We start from the raw sequence: 20900 nt of genomic DNA, 5'->3' as shown, positions 1-20900 counted from the left end.
AAGAAAAAATCACTTGCAGGGTTTTAAAATTTTTGAGACGGACTTTATTTAGTCGCTTTAAGCTCCTTAATACGAGCTGCTTTACCCTGACGGCCACGTAGATAGAACAAACGTGAACGACGCACCTTACCGCGACGGATCAATTCGATTTTCGCGATACTTGGTGAAAGAATTGGGAAAACACGTTCAACACCTATGCCGTTTGAGATTTTACGTACTGTAAAAGTTTCGCCGCTTGAGCTAAGATTACGACGTTGCATAACGGTACCCTGGAATTGCTGGATACGCTCTTTGTTACCTTCACGAATCTTAACGTGTACGTTGATTGTGTCGCCTGATGAAAATTCAGGATACTCGGATTTACGATTTTCAATCGTAGCTTCTACGAGTTTAATAAGTTCGCTCATGACGAATGCTTTTTATAGATTTAAGTGATAGCTTGTTCCCAGCGGACGGGGTGACGCCCCTTCATTCAAAACAGCTTTTGCGAAAACGAGTGCAAATCTAAGATTATTTCCGCTTATCTAAAAGCACTAATCGCAATTATTGGCGTAAAACAATCGGCCAGACCAGCTGGTATGAAGATTTGGAACAGATACTTACCTCATTCATTATAAAGGGCATGAAAATATTAAGTGCAGAACAAATCCGGAGCCTGGACAAATACACGATTGAAAACGAACCTATTTCTTCTCTCGATCTGATGGAACGTGCGTCGGCAGCTTTTGTCAGCTGGTTTTGCAATCAATATGTTAATACAAGACCAATCTGCGTGTTTTGCGGAAAGGGAAACAATGGCGGCGACGGCCTGGCGATTGCGCGTTTACTTAGCCAGCGGAGCTACGATGTGCAGGTTGCTATTGTTGAATATACAGACAAAAGTTCAGAAGATTTCCAAGCCAATCTGATCCGGTTGCAGGATCAGCTTACGCCGGTTTACATTCAGTCAGTTGCTGACTTCCCAGTGATTTCGCACCAGGTTGTTTGCATTGATGCATTACTTGGGTCAGGCTTGTCGCGGCCGGTAGAGGGAATTCTGGCTGAAATCATCGCCAGAATCAACGCATTACCCAACAGGATTGTATCTGTTGACATAGCAAGCGGACTCTACACAGACCAGTCGAATGCGAAAGAGGACGTGATTATAGAGCCGGATTTTACGGTTACTTTTCAACTTCCGAAGCTTTCATTCTTATTCCCGCAAAATGCCGCTTTCACCGGAGAGTGGCACGTAGTTGATATCGGGTTGAATCAACAGTTCATTAATGAAGCCCAAAGTCCGTACTTCTTCACCGATCGACAGGCAGCTGAACTGCTGGTTAAGCCACGGAATAAATTTTCGCATAAAGGCACCTATGGACACGCTTTGCTGCTGGCCGGGAGTTTCGGTAAAATGGGTGCGGCAGTGTTATCCGGAAAAGCCTGCCTGCGCTCAGGAGTGGGTTTATTGACAATGCATTCTCCGCTTTGCGGCTACAATATCATTCAGATCTCCATTCCGGAAGCCATGGTTTCAGCAGATCAGGCGCAAAATCACCTGAGTAAATTGCCTGAGCTTAGCTCCTACTCGGCGGTGGGAATCGGGCCGGGAGTCGGACAGGAGGCCGAGGTGGCGAATGTACTTGAAAGATTGCTCGAAGAAGTCAGGGTACCTTTGATCATAGATGCAGATGCGCTGAACATACTATCCTCGAAACGCGACTTGTTGGACAAGCTACCCAAGAACACCATTCTGACTCCGCACCCGAAAGAATTCCAGCGACTGGCAGGTGATAGTGAGAACGAATTTGATCGTCTTGAACTTGGTCGGGAATTTGCGGCGAAACACAAGGTCATTATATGTCTGAAAGGTGCTAATACCGCTGTCATTCTTCCAAATGGAGAAGTACATTTCAATTCAACAGGAAACCCCGGAATGGCAACGGGCGGTACCGGCGACGTACTGACGGGAATAATCCTCAGTCTGTTAGCTCAAAAATACAAACCTCACGAAGCCGCAATTTTCGGAGTATACCAACACGGATTGGCCGGGGACAAAGCCGCCGCTCAAAGAGGTCAAAGCGCATTAATTGCTTCCGATGTTGTGGATAGCCTGGGTTGGTGATATTGGAATACGTTACTAATTTGAGTCATGTACGTCTAAATGCATATCATATTAGTTGATTTGCAATTGGCACCACTAAACTTTGATTGGGACAAAGGAAACGAACGAAAATCTGAGGAAAAACACCAAATCCTTAATATTGAGGCGGAAAGTACTTTTAGAGACCTCGATAGGCTAATCCTGATTAGCAACAGATCCAGAGAAGTTCGCTTCCTTTGCATTGGAACCAGCTTCCTGAAAAGAATATTAACTTCTTATTTTTTAGTTAGAGATGGGAAAGTCAGAATCATTGGAACACGGGTTGCCCGCGAAAAAGAGAAGGAATTATACTGCAAAAGCAAGTAAACCTTTTTTTGTTCGGACCATGCCCAAAAATGTTTCCTTGAAAGATTTTAATCAACCTCTGGAAGTAGATCTTTCCACAATCGTTGACCTATCTCGTGGCAAAAAGCGGATAACGCATTCCGACATCGAAGCAGCTCAACTCAGCAACTGATAAACTACAAATGCTGATCCGTACGCAAGTACCATGAGGTAAGCTAATTGGATCAGTGGCCATTTCCAGCCGTGGGTTTCGCGCTGTACCACTGCGATCGTACTCATACACATCATCGCGAATACGTAGAACATCAGGAGTGAAAAACATACTGCCAGACTGAACATCGGCGCTCCGGTATCCGGATTCTTCTCCTGCAAAAGCCGCTCTTTTACCGTAGGTACATCCTCCGAATCACCACTAATACTGTATATAGTAGCCATTGTACCCACAAATACCTCCCGCGCCGCGAAAGAAGCAAGCAACGCAATCCCGATCTTCCAATCGTAGCCTAGCGGGCGGATTGCAGGTTCGATAAAACGACCGAACTGTCCTGCATAGGAATTCTCCAATCTTGCCGAAGCTACTGCCGCATCAATTTGCTCCTGAGGTGCAGCCTGCATTTGCTCAACAGTCTGCTGCTCGGCCAGCGCCATCTTATCGCCCGGACCATAATTGGACAACACCCAAAGAATGATCGAGATCGCCATGATCACTTTCCCGGCTTCGAGCACAAACGATTTTACACTATCGTACATCGTAAAACCCACATGTCCCCACCTTGGCAACTTATAGGAAGGCATTTCAAGCATGAAATAGCTGGGCTCTTTTCTTGGAATAAAAAGTGAAAGCAGCCAGGCTGAGAACAAGGCACCAATCAAACCCAAAGCATACAGTCCGAGTAAAACCAGACCCTGCAAATTGAGAAAACCAAGCACTGTGGTAGATGGTACCACCAGCGCAATAAGAATCGTATAAATGGGCAACCGCGCAGAACAGCTCATCAGGGGAGTGACCAGGATGGTAAGCAGCCGTTCATATCTGCTGCTGATGCTCCTTGTCGTCATAATCGCGGGTACCGCACAGGCAGCTCCTGAAATAAGAGGCACCACACTCCGGCCATTTAAGCCAAATGGACGCATTAATTTGTCCATGATTACCATTACCCGAGCCATATACCCCGATTCTTCGAGGATCGAAACCAATGCAAAAAGAATAGCAATAGGTGGAATAAAAACGACAATGCCAGCAATTCCCGCAAGGATACCGTCCGTAATCAGGTCATTTAAAACCCCAGGCGGAAGTACTTCCTTAGTCCATTCGATTACTTGCGCAATACCTGCATCGATCAGGTCGCTGGGGTAAGTTGCCCACGCGAAAATGGCCTGAAATACGATGACCAGGACAGCCAGAAACGAGATGTAACCCCAAAACGGATGCAGCAGGATACTGTCCAGCTTTCTGGTCCAGTAAGGTTGCTCCGTGATCCCGGCAGATTTAACTGCTTTTGAAACAATCGGTTTGATCTTTTCATACCGCGCAATGGTCTCCGTGGCGAGAAAATGCTTTTCATCAAAACCATACTTCTCGATCAGCTTATCCAAACGTGTCCGGGCCGGCTGTTCGAGGAAGGAGAAATTATCGTGCTGACAAACATATTGCAATGCAACATAGTCATTTTCAAGCTGGTAAATCTCTTTGACTTCTCCGATAAGATTTACCTCACTTTCCTGTGGTTCGTAAAAATAGCGTTGCGCGGCCTTCTCCTGAGAATGGTAAAGCTGCCCGATCGCATCCCTCAACTTGTCAACTCCCTTTCCTGTTCTTGCATTGATACTGACAACAGGCACATTCAGCTGCATTGCAAGCTGTACTGCATTCACTGTGAGGCTCATACTTTCCGCAACGTCAAGCATATTCAAAGCAATGACGGAAGGTATCCCAAGGTCGCTCACTTCGGTAAACAGCAGCAGGTTTCGTTGCAGGTTCGAAGCGTCCACCACAATTACAACCACGTCCGGAAAGTCTGGATGTTTTGGATTAGCCAGAATGTCCATTACCACACTTTCATCCTTCGATTTAGGATAGATACTGTACAATCCGGGCAAGTCGACCAGGGTTACCTGTGCTTCTTCGTGGTTATTATTGGAAGGGATTCTAAATGTTCCTGACTTTTTGGAGACTGTAACACCAGGGAAGTTGCCGGTTTTCTGACGTAAACCGGTTAATGCATTAAATAATGTGGATTTGCCGGCATTCGGGTTACCTACCAGCGCTACTTTTATATTTCCTTGTTTCAATGGAGAAGACTGTAAACAGCATTAAACCTTATTCCAACTCAATGACAGACGCTTCGTTAAGGCGAAGAGATAAACTATACTGGCCGGAAACATTAATGCAGATCGGATCGCCAAAGGGTGCCACCGCTTCCACTCTCACCTCCGCACCGGGCAGACAGCCCATTTCCAGCAACTTCAAAGACAGATCCCGGTCGGTGAAAGATTTGATCACACCTGTTTCGCCTTTGCGAAGCTGAGCTACATTCTTGCCGGGCATCTATGCTTATTTAGATTGATTTTATTTAAACCACAAATAAAGCACTATCCACCCGCAATTCAAATATTTCCACGCGGAATTCAAATGCTTTATGACAACAGTCGCTCAAAATCCTGTCCGTTTTATTATTTCCCTGAGGCTTTATGTCGTATTTTTGCAGCTCGAAACAGAGGATCCCAGTCCGGGATTTTCATCATTAAGCGACGCTCCGATAGCTGATCGCAGATAGCCGATTGCACGATTTGAACGAGATCAGAACCCTAATCTGGAAAGAAGTAACCCTGGAATGGCGACAAAAATATGCGCTTAGCGGCATGTTACTGTACGTTGTCAGCACCGTTTTTGTGGCTTACCTGAGTTTCAGCCTTCGCCGGAACCAGCTCACTCCTATCGTTTGGAATACGTTATTCTGGATCATTATCTTGTTTACAGCGGTCAATGCAATTGCCAAGAGTTTTTCTCAGGAACGGCATGGACGGCTGATGTACTATTACAGCTTGTGCAGCCCCCAAGCGATTATCATTTCCAAAATCATTTATAATTCGCTGATCATGCTCGCATTGTCGGGAATCGGTTTTGCGATCTATTCTCTGGTTATGGGAAATCCGGTGGGAGATATCGGCTTGTATCTGATCAGCATTGTGCTGGCGGCAATCGGTTTTGCTTCCGTGCTCACGCTGGTGGCAGGTATCGCCTCCAAAGCAGACAACAGTGCGACCTTAATGGCGGTACTCAGCTTCCCTATCATCCTGCCCATGCTTCTGATGACAATCAGGCTGGCGAAAAACGCGCTTGACGGACTGGATTGGTCTGTCAGTACGGACGAAATCACCACACTATTATCTATTGATCTCATAGTAATTACGCTCAGCTACCTGCTTTTTCCTTATCTGTGGAGAAGTTGATTTTAGCAGAGAGCGGGCACAAACATTAAGGTAAAAAGATTCAAAATGAGAAAGATCTGGTGGAAAATCCTGTGTATCGCGATCATATTTTATGTGATCGTCATGGGATTGATCGGGCCCGTACCGCGCCTGGCCATTATCAACGAAAGTATCCGCAATACCTACTTTCACGTGGCACTTTGGCTTGCCATGACAACCCTGCTGTTTTTATCCATGGTTTTTTCGATCAGGTACCTGAACAAGGGAAAAATCAACGACGACGATATCGCCAGCGAGCTTGCCAAGTCTGCCATTTTCTTTGGTATACTAGGTTGCCTGACGGGCTCTATCTGGGCCAATTACACCTGGGGGGATCCCTGGCCAAACGATCCGAAATTGAATGGAGCGGCTGTCGGAATATTGATTTACCTGGCTTACCTGCTGCTGAGAAGCTCCTTTGAGGACGAGCAGAGAAAAGCGCGGATTTCATCGGTTTACAACATTTTCGCATTTGCCGTTTTTATCCCGATCATTTACATCCTGCCCAGACTTACAGACTCGCTGCATCCGGGAAGTGGCGGTAACAGCACATTCGGCTCTTACGATTTCAACAACGATATCCGCAAAGTATTTTACCCGGCTGTGATCGGTTATATCCTTCTGGGACTCTGGCTGGCCGAGCTGCGGATACGTATGAAGCACATCAACCGGGTGCAGGAAGAATCCCTGACAACCGGCGATAAAGTCGCACACTAAGCTTAATTTAGAATCCGGTAAACATTTCAAATCAAAATTTCGTTAAGATTTTGAGTCTATTAAATATGATGAAAAGACTTTCTCTCATCCTGCTGACCTTACTTCTTCTATCCGTCAATGTATTCGCACAGGCCACTGACGATGTGCCTATGGCCGATAAGCTGCGAGAAGATGGTAAGATCTGGGTCGTTGTGGCTGTAATTGCCGTAGTGTTTGCGGGAATTGCCATTAATATGCTGCGCATTGACAGCAAGCTTAGAAAAATTGAAAAAGAGTTAAATATCAAATAGGTTAATCCAGTGAAAAAGATCCAGATATTCGGCCTTATCATTATTGCGGTTGCAATAGGAATTATCGTCTCAACTGCCGGAGACGCAAGTACTTATGTAGATTTTACCAAAGCCAGGGAAATGGCCAAGGATGGTGACGAAGAAAGTATCCACGTTGTTGGAAAACTTAAAAAAGACAATGTCGGCCAGATCCTTGAAATGGAATACCAGCCAGAAGTAGACCCTAACTACTTTGTGTTCACGCTGGTGGATAATAATAATGTTGAGCAAAAGGTTGTTTACAAAAACTCTAAACCTCAGGATTTTGACAAATCAGAACAGGTTGTTGTGGTTGGTAAAATGAAAAACGGAACATTTTCAGCTGAAAAAATACTCATGAAATGTCCGTCTAAATACGAGAACGGGAAGATGGAAACCACTGAACATACCGCAGTACAATCATGATTCACAGTACCATAGGAAGTGCAGGGCACCTGCTGGTTATTATTGCATTTGTAACAGCGCTAGTTGCTACATTCGCCTATTTCAAATCCGGAATGCAGGCGGCTTCGCTGGAAGATACCCTCACCTGGAAACGATTTGCGAGGGTTGTGTTCTTTGTCCATATGGCTGCGGTAATCGGTGTGGTATTTTCGCTGTACTGGATTATCGGAAACCACTATTTTGAATACCACTATGCCTGGAAAAACTCCTCGCTTTCTCTACCAACCGGTTATACCATTTCCAGCTTCTGGCAGGATCAGGAAGGCAGCTTCCTGCTATGGATTTTCTGGAATGTAGTGCTGGGCTGCATTCTGATCTTCTCAAACCGTTCATGGGAGGCTCCTGTGATGACGGTTTTTGCATTGGTACAAGCATTCCTTACATCGATGATCCTCGGCGTGGTCATTCCAGGCCTGGATCTGAAAATAGGTTCTACCCCGTTCTTGTTATTAAAAGAAGTAATGCCGGATCTGCCTGTCTACAAGATGGACCCGAACTTCATTCCAAAAGACGGAAATGGTTTGAACCCGCTGTTGCAAAACTATTGGATGGTAATCCACCCTCCTACCCTTTTCCTCGGCTTCGCTTCCACGCTGATCCCGTTTTCATTTGCGATCGCAGGACTTTGGAGCAAGAAAATTCAGGAATGGGTACGTCCTGCATTGCCATGGGCACTTTTCTCTGCGCTGATACTCGGTGTCGGAATTTTAATGGGTGCCTACTGGGCTTACGAGACGCTTAACTTCGGTAGCTACTGGAACTGGGATCCAGTTGAAAATTCTTCCATTGTACCCTGGCTGGTGCTCGTAGCGGCGGTTCATACCATGATCATCGCAAGGAGGAATGCAACTGCATTGAAAACATCCTTCATATTAACAATCGCGACATTTATCCTGATCCTTTATTCCACGTTTATGACGCGAAGTGGAGTTTTAGGTAACGCTTCTGTTCACTCGTTTACAGATCTTGGCTTGTCCGGTCAGTTACTGATCTACCTTTTCACATTCACAATCGTTTCGATTGCACTGCTGGTTTACCGCTGGAAATCTTTGCCGAGCGACGAAGAGGAAGTATCTACCTACTCTCAGGAATTCTGGATTTTCATTGGCGCTACCCTGCTTTGCCTTTCCGGATTTCAGATTCTGGCTACAACATCAATCCCGGTTTACAATAAGATAGCCGAAGCATTTGGAACGGTATTGAACATGGCGCTGCCGGCCGACCAGATCGCCCATTACAATAAATTCCAGCTCTGGTTCTTCTCGCTTATCATCGTGTTGACTGGTATCGGTCAGTTCTTCTGGTGGAAACGCACGGGCAAAGGAAATCTGCAGGCACTTTATAACCCACTGCTTATCTCGCTTCTGATCAGTGCGGCTGTGATTACGGTAAAAGGTGTGAGTGATATCCAGTACATCGTGCTGCTCACAACCGCCATCTTCGCCATTGTTGCAAACGGAACGATCCTGCTGAATATCATTCGTGGAAACTATAACCTGTCAGGAGGCGCAATAACGCACATTGGTGTTGCATTGATGCTGATAGGGATCCTGTTTTCGTCTGCCTATACCAAAGTTGTTTCGATTAACAACTCAGGTTTGATGATCTCTCGCAGTGAGGAATTTACAAGCAACGACAATAAAGAGAACAAGGAGAACATTACGCTCTGGCTCAACAAAGCCGAGAAAATGGGCGACTATATGCTTACCTGGCGCGATGTACGCGTAGAACCACGCCACATTCCGGGCTATATACCAAAAAGCTGGGTTGATATCGTAGAAGGCGATTTCCATGCTGTGGCATTGCGCGATATTGTATTAGACGGAAAGAAATACAATGCAAAGGGAGATACTATCGAGATTTTCCCCGAAAACTTCTACTACGAAATCGAGTACCGCGAACCGTCAGGCCGGATTTTTACATTGTTCCCCCGCGTACAGATCAACCCGAGAATGGGCGGCATTGTCTCCTCTCCGGACATTCAGCGCAAGGTTGATAAAGATTTGTACACCTACGTTTCCATGGTCACCAACCCTACTGCTGAGCCGGTTTGGAGCCAGACTGAGAACTTTACAGTTAACCTGCGCGACACGTTTTTCGTTAACGATTACGTAGCTGTTCTGGACAATGTAGTAAGGACGGAAGAAGTAGAAGGTGTTACATTGGGCTCTGGCGATGCTGCTGTAAAAGCCATCGTCCGCATTCTGGATAAGGATAAGGAGTTTGTGATTACACCTTCATTCGTAATCCGCGACAGAATGGTGGCCCGCAAACCGGAAACGAGCAACGATCTGGGTTTACGCATCCAGTTCCAGGAAATCAATCCGCAAACTGGGCAATTTACCTTCGGCGTGAACACTACCCAACGTGATTTCATTGTTATGAAAGCAACGGAGAAGCCACTGATCAACATTCTTTGGCTGGGTACATTCGTACTGGTGATCGGCTTTACAATGGCTACTATCCGCCGCTTCAAGGATTTTGTAAAAATGAGAAATAAGGAAAATGCACCTGCCGGACTTCCGAAAGTGAAAACGAAGAAAGTGGCAGCTGTGTAACGAATAGCCGGGTCTCCCGGAAAGAGGGTTTAGCTTTGGCTGAACCCTCTTTTTTGTTATGGTGTATACAAAAAGTTCCGGGTTCAAAACCGTTCAGTATGTATCTTTACATTCCAATCTGTTATTTCTAATCTGAATTTCAATATGTTTTCCGACCTTATTAAATCTGCATTGGGCCGCCTTCGCATCGTGGCTTTTTTGGAGGGTATATCTTACCTGGTTTTACTCGGCATTGCAATGCCATTGAAATATTTCGCAGGCATGCCGATGGCTGTTCGTCACGTGGGTACAGCCCACGGTGTTCTTTTCGTCCTTTTCGTTATTTTACTTATTCAGGTTGCAATAGAAAGAAGCTGGTCTTTTAAAAAGTCGCTCTTATCTTTCCTTTCTTCGATTGTTCCTTTTGGCACATTTTATGCCGATGCCAAGTGGTTCAGAAACTAATGCATTCAGCTCCATCTTCCTAATTCCTTAACCCCGACAAGTGCAACGTACTTCTATCCTAACCTGCCTATTATTCTGCCTAATCATTTCAGGAAGCATTGCCCAGAAACCCAATGAAAATTACCAGTACCACATTCATGCAGCAACGTCGGAGCCTGTTATCGACGGTGTAGCCGATGATATGGCCTGGGGCGCTGCGGAAACGGCGCGGGACTTCTTTATGATTACGCCCATGGACACCAGCTTTTCGCGGGCACAGACCGACGTAAAGCTCTGCTATGACAAGAACAACCTCTACATACTCGTCGTCAACCACAAGCCCGTGAAAGGTTCCATTATCGTCGAGTCACTGAAAAGGGATTTCTCTTTTGGTAAAAACGACAACTTTCTCCTCTTCATGGATACGTTTGACGATAAGACAAACGGTTTTTCGTTTGGGGCCAATGCGGCAGGAGCTCCCTGGGACGGACAGCAGGGCGACGGCGGTACTGTGGATCTGAGCTGGGATAATAAATGGGTCAGTGTGGTGAAAAACGACGATGACAAATGGGTTTGGGAAGCTGCGGTTCCATTCAAAAGTATTCGCTACAAACCCGGTATTACCCGCTGGGGAATTAATTTCAGCCGCCAGGATCTGACAATCTCCGAAAAGTCGGCCTGGGCGCCGGTACCACGCCAGTTTCCTTCGGCTTCGCTAGCTTACACGGGCGTGCTGGTCTGGGATACCCCGCCACCGAACCCGGGACCAAACGTTTCGCTTATTCCTTACGCAGCGACGCGTTTGACCAAAAACTATCAAACCGATGCACATCCAAACTACAAACCCGCTATCGGCGGTGATGTGAAGATCGGACTTACACCTTCCATGAACCTGGACCTGACAGTCAATCCAGATTTTTCGCAGGTGGATGTGGATGTACAGCAAACTAACCTGGATCGGTTTGAGCTATTTTTCCCGGAGCGACGCCAGTTTTTTCTCGAAAACGCTGACCTTTTCGCCAACTTCGGGTACGCTACCATTCGCCCATTCTTTTCTCGTCGCATTGGTTTGGGAGTACCTATCCAGTTTGGTGCGAGGGTAAGCGGCAAGATCAATAAAAACTGGCGTGTAGGCTTGCTCGATGTACAGACGGGCTCAAATGATACATTAACTCCCAGAAATAACTACGCCGTTCTCGCATTACAGCGACAGGTACTTGCCCGTTCCAACGTGCGTTTCATTTTTGTAAATAAGGATGCGACCAACTTTGTGGCCGAGCGACATGTAGGTACCAATCGCTACAACCGGAATGTCGGTGCGGAATTCAACCTGGCCAGTGCGAAAAACCTTTGGACAGGTAAAGTAATGGTGCTGAAATCGTTTACTCCCGGCAAATCAGGTAATGATTTCACGCACGCAGCTGACCTTAAATTCAATCGTGCCAACTTCTTCTGGCAGTGGCAGCATGAGTATGTGGGTAAAAACTTCAATGCAGAAGTCGGATATGTACCCAATGCAACGCGCCAGGGATACTACAAGATCAGTCCTAATGTCGGTTACCTGTTTTTTATCAAAAACCCGAAAATCATAAGTCACGGACCAAAGCTGGTCAGCAATGTGTATTGGGATAATAAATTCAATGTTAGTGATAAAGAATTTACATTATCCTACAATGTGAATTTTATCAGCAGGGCTACAATTGCGTTGTGGGCTGCAAGCTATGACATTCGTTTGCTTCGTCCATTTGACCCAACAAACCTGGGCAGTTTCACTCTGGAAACGGGCAGTCTTCATAAATGGAAGGCCACCGGTTTTGACATTGTCTCTGGTCCACAAAACCGCTTTACCTTCCTCGCGTCGGGTATTTTCGGGGGTTACTATCAAAATGGGCACAGAAACAACCTCCGCGCGGAGCTGGGTTATCGTTTTCAGCCTTATGTGGCTATTACAATGGCGGGAAACTACAACGATATCCGTCTTCCCGAACCCTGGAACCGCACGCAGCTCTGGCTCGTGGGGCCGCGTGTAGATGTTACCTTCACGAACCGGCTGTTCTTCACGACATTCATGCAGTACAACAATCAGGCTGACAATATCAACCTGAATGCCCGTCTGCAATGGAGGTACAAGCCAGCTTCTGACTTGTTTATCGTGTATACCGACAACTATTTACCCGAGAATTTCCGCGTTAAAAACAGAGCTGTTGTGTTGAAGTTTACTTACTGGTGGAATTTATAGCAATCAATAGAAAACCTCGATATTTCTATCCTTCAACAAGCTGAACTGCCGGTTATATCTGGTTTCCCTATCCTCTCCCAGGAAAGGGTTACCACGCAAATAAAGCTTATCCAGCTTCTTGATTTGAAGCAATTGCTGAGGGAATTCGGGGAAGTTATTGGCTGATAAATCCAACTCCTGCAAGTTTGTAAAAGCCACCAGTTCATTTGGGAATTGAGTGAGCCAGTTATAACCCAGATCGAGTATTTTCAGGTTCTGCATTTGTACAATGCGCTCCGGCAGTTTGCTGAGGTGGTTGTGGTGCGCGTATAAGGTATGCACATTTTTCAGCTTGTATATTTTCTCCGGAAGCGCGCTGATCTGGTTATGAGAAATTGCCAGGTGCGTCAGTCTTTTAAGTTTGCAAATAGACTTGGGCAGCACTTCAAGTTGATTATAATATAAATCGAGCACTTCCAGTCTCTTCATTTTACTGATGCCTTTTGGGACCGAAGTTAATTCAGCCTTATAAAGATTAAGGTCCCTGAGGCGCCTTACCCTTCTGAAACTGCTGTTCTTCAATGCGGTGATTTGATTGCTGCCCAGCCAGAGGGTTTGAAGCTTTTTACAACTCTTGGCAACAGGCGGAATATCGTCCATTTGATTTTTAAGCAGATTCAGAGAATGCAGGGTTTTGTTCTTTGGAAGGCTGATCGCGTTAGTTTTAAGTATGTTGCCACTTAAATCCAATTGCTGCAGTTTCGGTAGCCTGGACAGATCTATACTTGCATTTTCAATATCATTGTCAGCGAGAAAAAGTCTTTCCAGGTTGGGGAAGCGGTAGATTACGTCAGGAACGGAGGTAAGCAGCGCCCGGCTTAACGAAAGTTCTTTTACTCTCATGGTATCGCGGGTTTCAACGGCTTCCGCGAGTGTTCTGATGACGCTATCCTTAACAGCGTGGGGAACGCCAGCAGGCAGATTTGAAAAGTTAAGCGCAGCGTACATCCCTATCACCGCCTTTCGGCCTATCGTTCGTCTCGATATCAGACTATCTGCAAAAGGCTGGATACCGATTTGCACAACTTTGGATAATGAATCCAGATTCAGTGACTCGGGTTTCGCAGTCTGCCCCGTAGTAGGGTAGAAAGGGTTGGCGAGACTGAAAAACAGGTAGTCAGCTTTGCCTTGTTCGTTGAGGTATAACGTTGCCCTTATACTCAGGTTTTGACGCATTTCGCTGCCGAGTATCCTTTGAAAGGCATTTTGAAAGCGTTTCTGAATGCTGTAAGGCGTTTCGAAATTGTTGGTGGGTTGGCTCCCGTACTTCTTATCCAGATCAGGAGGAACTGGTGCTCCGCCTTTATTTTCATTCTGATAGAGCACAACTGATTGGGCGATTGAAAATTGTCCGCAGGATAAGAGCAGACACAGCAGAAAAGTTTTCATAAGCGGCAGCGTTAAGGTGAGTACACGAATATAACTAAATCCTTAGTCATATTATTACACTTACTTATATATTAAATTTTGCTGCCTTTCTATAGGACTTTTACTTGCTCCGCTCTATCGTGAATTGTACCAGCTGTTCCAGAGATCTTCTGTGGGGGGAATCTGCGAATTGCATGAGAATCGCATGTGCTTCTTCAACGTACCGCTGCATTACTTCCTGAGCATAGCGCAGTCCGCCGGAGCTTTTTACGAAATCAATGACCTCCTTCACCTTGCCTGGTTTGTGGCTTTCATTTCTGATGATGTTAATTACCCTTCTTTTTTCCAGCCAGGATGCTTTGTTGAGGGCATAAATCAGCGGCAGGGTCATTTTCTTTTCTTTAATATCAATGCCAAGCGGCTTTCCGATTTCTTCTTCGCCATAGTCGAAAAGGTCGTCTTTGATCTGAAATGCCATTCCAACTTTCTCTCCGAATGCGTGCATTCGTCTAACGATCTCTTCGGTCGCACCCACCGAGCTCGCGCCCACTGCACAGCAGGAAGCGATCAGTGAGGCTGTTTTCTGACGGATGATCTGGTAATATACTTCTTCGTCGATATCAAGCCGGCGCGCTTTCTCTATCTGCAGCAGCTCGCCTTCACTCAGCTCACGGACTGCTGTGGAAACGATTTTGAGCAAGGAGAATTCTTCATGATCGACTGACAAAAGCAGTCCGCGGGAAAGCAGGTAATCCCCTACCAGCACCGCAATTTTATTCTTCCATAATGCATTGACCGAGAAAAAGCCACGGCGATAATTGGAATCATCCACAACATCGTCGTGCACGAGTGTGGCTGTATGCAAAAGCTCAATCAAAGCGCCGCCCCTGTATGTTGATTCTGAAATAGTACCGCAGACCCCAGCGGAAAGAAAGACGAACATCGGACGTAGTTGCTTGCCTTTACGCCTTACAATGTAGTTCATGATCTGATCAAGAAGCATTACATCGCTCTTCATAAATTGACGAAATTTCTGCTCGAAAGCCTTCATTTCATCTGCAATAGGAACTTGAATTTCCTTTATTGAAAGGGTCATATGCATGTAAAAGGGACATCGTCCCTCTGGATATTAAGAGGTAGTCCAGGCCAGGATTCCGATCCTGTGAACACCAAAGATGTTCCTGAACACTAATCTTCAAATTTGGAATAAAATCTTCTGTTTATATCAATTTAATATTGAAAATGTTTAGAATTGGAAGGGAAGGAGGAAAGGGACGAAGGAGAAAAGGGAGGAAGGGAAATCTTGTCACCCTGAGCGGACCGCGCCGCCGGGCGGTCGAAGGGATTGCGTTGTCGCTCCTCCCTTCGACTGCGCTCAGGGTGACAAAGCTTGTATCTTGGTTCCACAGCATTCACTCATTCACTCATTAACTCATTAACTCATCAACTCATTAACTCATCAACTCATTAACTCATAAACCCATTAACTCATTAAATAAATGAAAGCACTTGTCCTTGGGGGCGGATCTATGAAGGGCGCTTTTCAGGTTGGCGTGATCCAGGCGGTACTCGAAAATGGGTTCGAACCTGAAATGATTTACGGCATTTCGGTAGGCGCATTAAATACAACCTTTCTGGCCAATGAGGCAGGCAAACAGCTTATTGAAAAGAATGAGGTTAACTGGCAGGTCGCCGGTCGTCGCCTGCTTGAATTCTGGATCAAAAACATCACTGCGCCGCAGGATATATCTATGCTGCGCTCCCGCGTAATGCTCGGAATGAATACATTAATGAGCCGGTTTGACGGAATCGTCGACCCGGTACCCCTGCACAACCTGATCCGCAAAAACATTAAAAACGACTATCTGGCAAACACCCCTGTTAAAGTCAAAGTAGGTGCTGTGAATGTCAGCTCCGGCGAGATCAGGTATGTTTCGACAACGGACCCGCATTATGTGGATTTCGTATTTGCGAGTTCTTCCATTCCCATGTTGATGCCTGCCGTGGAAATAGAGCAGCAACTTTACCTGGACGGCGGAATGCGCGAAGTAGCGCCCATTCGCCAGGCTATTGAAGATGGCGCCACCGAAATCGTGCTCATTGCCTGCCACTCCCCTCTGCTATACCAACCCGAAGGAATCAATGCACGAAACCTCATTACATTGATCGAACGCGTTCGAGATATCACTGTCAACCAAATTGTTAACAGTAATATTCTTTGGGCCGAATCGTATGTTGACCGGTCTATACTAAGAGGAAAGCAGATGAAGCTCACTGTAATACGCCCTATCGCCCCACTGTTCCTGGACTTACAGCATTTTACGTCAGACGATATTTCGAGGCTGATTATAGAAGGCTACCGGACAGGGATGGAATCGATTTTGAAGACGGACAACGTAGCGGACTAAACTTCCAATCTCATGAACTCAATAGTCAAAAACGGAATTGCAATGCTGCTAGGCGCCATTCCGATGTATAGTTATGCACAAACAGGCGAATGCAAGTTTGACACCCCTAACGCGCTGCAAAGCTACCTGAAACCCTCCGGCCGCACCACTCCCATGATCATGGCGCACCAGGGCGGTACCGAAGACGGTTTCCCAGGCAATAGTCTGGCCACTTTTGAAAGGACCTACAAGCAGGTCCCCTGCGTTTTACTTGAATTTGATGTAAGAATGACGGCAGATAGCCTCCTCGTCATTTCACATGATAACGAACTCGAAACCCGCACCAATGGAAAAGGGCTGCTGGATAAGAAGAAATGGAAAGAGGTAAGCAAATTGAAATTGAAAGACAGCCAGGGTACCATCACGGAGCATGGTATACCTACATTACAGCACGTGCTGGATTGGAGCAAAGACAAAAACCTGGTACTGATTGTCGATAAAAAGCCGGAAACCAGTTTACCCAAAACCATTGAAATGCTGAAAGCGACAGGTAATGCAAATAAGTCGGTGCTGATTTGCTACTCGCTGGCAGAGGCAAAACAAGCGCACCAGCTTGCGCCGGATATGATGCTGGCTGTCGGATTTAACAGTAATGATCACATTGAAGCAGTCACCAGATCAGGCTTGCCGATGGAAAAGCTGGTTGCATTAACCCCGCGGGATTTGCAGGATAAGCCATTTTACGACAAAATACATAACCTGAATGTCGTATCGTCGCTGGGTACCAATGGCAATATAGATACACTCCAGGCAAGCGCGTCGCGGCCAATGTACCAGAAGCTCTGGGAGAGTGGCGGGCCGGATATCATCTGCACCGACAATCCGGTGCTGGTACAAAGTATATTTTACAAAAAGGAATAAAAACAAAGAGCCCGGCCAAATGACCGGGCTCGCTTGCTAACCAGCAGATTTCTGCTTAGTTGAAGATATAACGGATACCAACCTGTGCCTGCCAAACGTCATTGATCGTACGACCTTTCACGAAAGCGTCGCGAACCAGGACAGTCTCGCCATTTACAACCTGCGTTCCCATTCTGTAAGAAGGAACTCCGTCTGCTGAAACACTGGCGAAGTTAAGCGGGTTGGATTGTGTGCTGTTTGAAGAAACAGTCACCTGGTTTCCTACACCCCATTTGTTGTTAATCAGGTTACCGACATTGAAAATATCAGCTCTCAGGCGAATGATGTTCTTCTTGTTTTTCGCTCCTACTTTCACGAAGAAATCCTGCTCAACTGTGAAGTCAAATCTAGTCAGCCAAGGATAAGCACCGCCATTACGCTCTGTGTATTGTCCTTTTCTTTTTGACAAATATGGGTGATTGTCAACATATTGCTGGAAAGCTTGTGCTTGCTGCTCAGGCGAGAATGTGTAAGTTTTCCCGTTAACAGTTGTAGTCAGCGTAGAGAATCTGATTTCCGAAGCACTGTTTGGAACATAAAGCAAGTCATTGTTCTGACCGTCACCATTCAAATCCGTTGAACTGATGTAAGAAAGCTTCGTGCCACTGTTAGAAACACCACCCAATGTAAACATGGTAGCGCCGCCGAATTTACCACCATACTCTTTACGGTAGCTTACATATCCTACAAAACGGTGACGCAAATCGTTACCCGACCATGCAAGATCCAGGTAGTTCAAGCCATTAATACCCGGTACGTTACCTTCCACTGTACTGGATACCGAAGCAATGTCTTTCGCTTGTCCGTAAGTATAACCGATCATTCCACCGAAGCCGCGTGTTGCTGCTTTTTCAAGTTTACCAGTGATCGAGTAAGAATAACCTTTGTTGGTGTTGGTCAAAACGTACACGTTTGAAACCGTCGTGTTCACGAGGCGGGCAGGGTTAACTGCATTGCCAGACAAGCCAGAAGCCGGGAAGCGGTCGCGGTTATCAACACCTGCAAACTGTGCAGTAGGCGCTTTCAGGTTCACGTCAATATAGCGGAGTGCATTGTAGTTTTTGTTAAAAATACCTTCCACAGTCGCTACAACACCCCAGCCCAGTTGCTGATCGATACCGATGTTGCTTTTCCAAACCTGAGGGAATTTCAGGTTTTCGTCAGATGCATTCACCTGGTAGCCACGCAAAGGAGCCGATGTTGTCGGGTTGTAACGTGACGGATCCAATGTAAATGGATAAGCTGTCGTGTTGTTTCCGGCAACTGTCGCAGAGTTCACACCATTGTTACCCAATTGGTTTGAAATCAAAACGTAAGGAATTCTGGACAGGAACAGACCTGTTCCACCGCGAACCTGGGTGGTACGATTTCCTTTTACGTCCCAGTTGAAACCGATACGTGGAGACAGGTAAATGCGTGCTTTTGGAACATTACCCGTGTTAACATTGTAAGGCTCGCCAGCAGGATCCTTGAATTCGATACCTGCTACTTCTGCATTGTAATATTGCTTTGAAGTGTTCGGGATTGTGATATAATCGCCACGAAGACCTGCCGTCACTTTCAAGTTAGGCGTAACCTGGTATTCATCCTGAACATACAAACTGATCGTTTGCGTTTTGAACTCCTGCCAAGGTGCAGCGCCGCCTGGAAGCAATGAATAACGATAGTTGAAACGAACCAATGTATCCGGTGCAACAGTCAGATTCGGGTTAGCCAGGTATGCGTTAGCCGCATTTTTGAAATCCGCGATAGACCTGAAAACATAAACTCCGTTTGAAGTCGGGAAGAACAGGTTATTCGACTTGAAATACTCGTAAGAAGCGCCGGCTGTAAGCGTGTGCTTTCCTGCAAAATAAGTCAGGTTGTCTGTAATGTTCAGCGTGGAGTAATCCAGTTTGTTGTTTGGTGTAAATGGATCAGAACCAATTGTAGTGTAAGTAGATCCGTCTTTCTGGATTTCAATAGTCGGGAAAATCGGCGCTTTATACTTTCTGTCCTCGATCTGCTTGTTGAATGTACCGATCAGGTTATTTGCAAATTTCCCACCGAAGTTCGAGTTCAGTTCAGCTACAAAAGAACGTGTATTATCCTGGATAATGTAGCCTGTATTCTGAGGAGAAATAGCAGAAAGTGAGTTGGTACGGTTACCGAAACCAGCTGTGTTACTACTGTTGCTCTGGCTGATCAACACGTCAGAATCAGAATCGTGGTGTGAGTAACGAACTGTCAGTTTGTGCGCGTCGCTGATGTTGTAGTCAATGCGGGCAAGAAACTTGTTACTCTTGTTCTCGTTATTAAAACCGTCAATCGCACCGATATCATACTGGAACTTATCTCTCATGAAAGCACCCAGATCTTCCAGATCGGCAGCAGTAGTACGGGACACGTTGTCACCCGACTGACCGCGGTTTAAAACGAAATCCAATGCAGGACTCGAACGTTTTACAAACTCCCCGTTTACAAAGAAGAAAAGTTTGTTTTTAATGATCGGGCCGCCAAAACGGAAACCGGTCGTTTTTTCATTGAACTCAGTTACATTGATCTTGCTTCCGTAAGTCTTATCACCTGCAAGACTTTTGTTTTTGAAGAAATGGAAAACCGATCCTGAAAATTCGTTTGTTCCCGAGCGGGTTACCGCATTGATACCTGCACCCGCAAAACCTGACTGGCGAATGTCAAAAGGCGCGATGTTGATCTGAACCTCTTCGATCGCGTCCAGCGAGATTGCAGAAGAACCTGTCCGGCCACCTGCTGCTGCCTCGTTACCCAATCCAAAACCGTTGTTGAAAACCGATCCGTCAATGGTGAAGTTATTATAACGGCTGTCCTGCCCACCGAATGAGCGGCCATTGCCGTAAGCAATGTATTTGGTAATGTCATTCAGCGTTCTTCCCAAAGTAGGCAGGCTGCCCAGCAATCCTTTGTTAAAGGTTGTAGCTGCACCAGTACGATCAGAACTGAAAATGTCACTTCCTGCTCCTGTCACAACTACTTCGTTCAGGTCTGTAGAGCCGTCCTGCAGATCGAAGTTAACATTTGCCGCTGTTCCCAGGTTTGCGAAGATATTTTCCTGAGATTTGTCGCTGAAGCCGACGAACGAGACAGTCACTGAGTAAGGCCCGCCTACCCGAACTGCCGGAATCGTGTACAGACCCTGTTCGTTAGTAACAGATCCGTACCTTGTACCGGAAGGCGTGTGAATCGCCACAACGGTTGCACCTGGAAGCGCGTCACCTTTTGTGTCTGTAACCCGGCCGGTGATTGCTGATGAAGTTACCTGGGCAGAAACATCCGGCCCGAAAATGGTTAATAGAAGAGTAACCAGCGCACAACACGCTGCCTTGAAAAGTAAACTTTTCCCGTTCATAAAAGTTGGTGATTTGGTTTGTATAAATGGGGGCATCATCGATAGCGATGAGTGATCATTTACCGCAAAATAATAAGATTTTTATTTTAGAAACAAAAACGTTAATCCTACTAAAATACAATACTAATATACGTAACTAACTGATCTATTGGAATAATGCAGAATAGTGT

The 20900-nt window shown here is 46.0% G+C and carries 17 protein-coding genes; 11 read left to right on the top strand and 6 right to left on the bottom strand.

Annotated features, from left to right (window positions below; genetic code table 11):
• Positions 1-44: 44 nt before the first annotated feature.
• Positions 45-407 (bottom strand): 50S ribosomal protein L19, encoded by a 363-nt coding sequence (rplS, locus tag ASG33_RS06535; protein WP_056281529.1) that lies wholly within the window; start codon positions 405-407, stop codon positions 45-47.
• A 215-nt stretch (positions 408-622) separates the two neighbouring features.
• On the opposite strand from rplS, the gene ASG33_RS06530 reads away from it, so the two are divergent.
• Positions 623-2104, top strand: a complete 1482-nt coding sequence (locus ASG33_RS06530; protein ID WP_056281526.1) for a bifunctional ADP-dependent NAD(P)H-hydrate dehydratase/NAD(P)H-hydrate epimerase — start codon at positions 623-625, stop codon at positions 2102-2104.
• A gap of 39 nt (positions 2105-2143) precedes the next feature.
• The gene (locus ASG33_RS26240) at positions 2144-2449 is read left to right on the top strand and encodes a BrnT family toxin (RefSeq protein ID WP_056281524.1); all 306 of its coding nucleotides are present in this window, start codon (positions 2144-2146) and stop codon (positions 2447-2449) included.
• A 135-nt stretch (positions 2450-2584) separates the two neighbouring features.
• Here ASG33_RS26240 and feoB read toward each other — a convergent pair whose 3' ends face one another.
• Entirely contained in the window at positions 2585-4720 is a 2136-nt protein-coding gene (feoB, locus tag ASG33_RS06520) for a ferrous iron transport protein B (RefSeq protein WP_056281522.1), read from the bottom strand.
• A gap of 28 nt (positions 4721-4748) precedes the next feature.
• Positions 4749-4976: a FeoA family protein gene (locus tag ASG33_RS06515; RefSeq protein ID WP_031525588.1), complete on the bottom strand. Its 228-nt coding sequence runs from the start codon at positions 4974-4976 to the stop codon at positions 4749-4751.
• Positions 4977-5218: 242 nt separating this feature from the next.
• On the opposite strand from ASG33_RS06515, the gene ASG33_RS06510 reads away from it, so the two are divergent.
• The 7 genes from ASG33_RS06510 (at position 5219) to ASG33_RS06480 (ending at position 12609) form a co-directional block, all read left to right on the top strand.
• Positions 5219-5881: a heme exporter protein CcmB gene (locus ASG33_RS06510; protein WP_056283378.1), complete on the top strand. Its 663-nt coding sequence runs from the start codon at positions 5219-5221 to the stop codon at positions 5879-5881.
• Between the two features lie 45 nt (positions 5882-5926).
• Positions 5927-6616 (top strand): cytochrome c biogenesis protein CcsA, encoded by a 690-nt coding sequence (gene ccsA, locus ASG33_RS06505; RefSeq protein ID WP_056281520.1) that lies wholly within the window; start codon positions 5927-5929, stop codon positions 6614-6616.
• 68 nt (positions 6617-6684) lie between these two features.
• Positions 6685-6906 carry a CcmD family protein gene (locus ASG33_RS06500; protein WP_056283375.1) on the top strand — a complete coding sequence of 74 codons (222 nt, stop codon included), beginning with the start codon at positions 6685-6687 and terminating at the stop codon, positions 6904-6906.
• A 9-nt stretch (positions 6907-6915) separates the two neighbouring features.
• Positions 6916-7350: a cytochrome c maturation protein CcmE gene (locus ASG33_RS06495; RefSeq protein WP_056281518.1), complete on the top strand. Its 435-nt coding sequence runs from the start codon at positions 6916-6918 to the stop codon at positions 7348-7350.
• Entirely contained in the window at positions 7347-9947 is a 2601-nt protein-coding gene (gene ccsA / locus ASG33_RS06490) for a cytochrome c biogenesis protein CcsA (RefSeq protein WP_056281516.1), read from the top strand. Before ASG33_RS06495 ends, ccsA (ASG33_RS06490) begins: the two co-directional genes overlap by 4 nt.
• 144 nt (positions 9948-10091) lie before the next feature.
• Positions 10092-10391, top strand: coding sequence for a DUF3817 domain-containing protein (locus tag ASG33_RS06485; protein WP_056281513.1), 300 nt, complete (start codon positions 10092-10094; stop codon positions 10389-10391).
• A 40-nt stretch (positions 10392-10431) separates the two neighbouring features.
• A complete protein-coding gene (locus tag ASG33_RS06480; protein WP_056281511.1) occupies positions 10432-12609 on the top strand; it encodes a DUF5916 domain-containing protein in 2178 nt (725 codons plus the stop codon).
• A 3-nt stretch (positions 12610-12612) separates the two neighbouring features.
• Here ASG33_RS06480 and ASG33_RS06475 read toward each other — a convergent pair whose 3' ends face one another.
• Together ASG33_RS06475 and ASG33_RS06470 are read right to left on the bottom strand one after the other, a co-directional pair.
• On the bottom strand, positions 12613-14037 hold the full coding sequence (locus ASG33_RS06475) for a leucine-rich repeat domain-containing protein (protein ID WP_056281510.1): 1425 nt from the start codon (positions 14035-14037) through the stop codon (positions 12613-12615).
• A 100-nt stretch (positions 14038-14137) separates the two neighbouring features.
• Positions 14138-15112 (bottom strand): polyprenyl synthetase family protein, encoded by a 975-nt coding sequence (locus ASG33_RS06470; protein WP_056281507.1) that lies wholly within the window; start codon positions 15110-15112, stop codon positions 14138-14140.
• A gap of 403 nt (positions 15113-15515) precedes the next feature.
• Here ASG33_RS06470 and ASG33_RS06465 point away from each other — a divergent pair, with 403 nt between their 5' ends.
• Together ASG33_RS06465 and ASG33_RS06460 are read left to right on the top strand one after the other, a co-directional pair.
• Complete coding sequence (locus tag ASG33_RS06465) at positions 15516-16424, top strand: patatin-like phospholipase family protein (protein ID WP_056281506.1); 909 nt, start codon at positions 15516-15518, stop codon at positions 16422-16424.
• A 12-nt stretch (positions 16425-16436) separates the two neighbouring features.
• On the top strand, positions 16437-17324 hold the full coding sequence (locus ASG33_RS06460) for a glycerophosphodiester phosphodiesterase family protein (protein WP_056281504.1): 888 nt from the start codon (positions 16437-16439) through the stop codon (positions 17322-17324).
• 55 nt (positions 17325-17379) lie between these two features.
• On the opposite strand, the gene ASG33_RS06455 is transcribed toward ASG33_RS06460, so the two are convergent.
• Positions 17380-20730 carry a carboxypeptidase regulatory-like domain-containing protein gene (locus ASG33_RS06455; RefSeq protein ID WP_056281502.1) on the bottom strand — a complete coding sequence of 1117 codons (3351 nt, stop codon included), beginning with the start codon at positions 20728-20730 and terminating at the stop codon, positions 17380-17382.
• Between the last annotated feature and the right edge of the window lie 170 nt (positions 20731-20900).

The sequence above is a fragment of the Dyadobacter sp. Leaf189 genome, from assembly GCF_001424405.1.
In the GTDB taxonomy this organism is placed as follows: Bacteria; Bacteroidota; Bacteroidia; order Cytophagales; family Spirosomataceae; genus Dyadobacter.
Note: the sequence above shows the minus strand (reverse complement) of the source record. Positions and strands in the feature narration are given on the sequence as shown.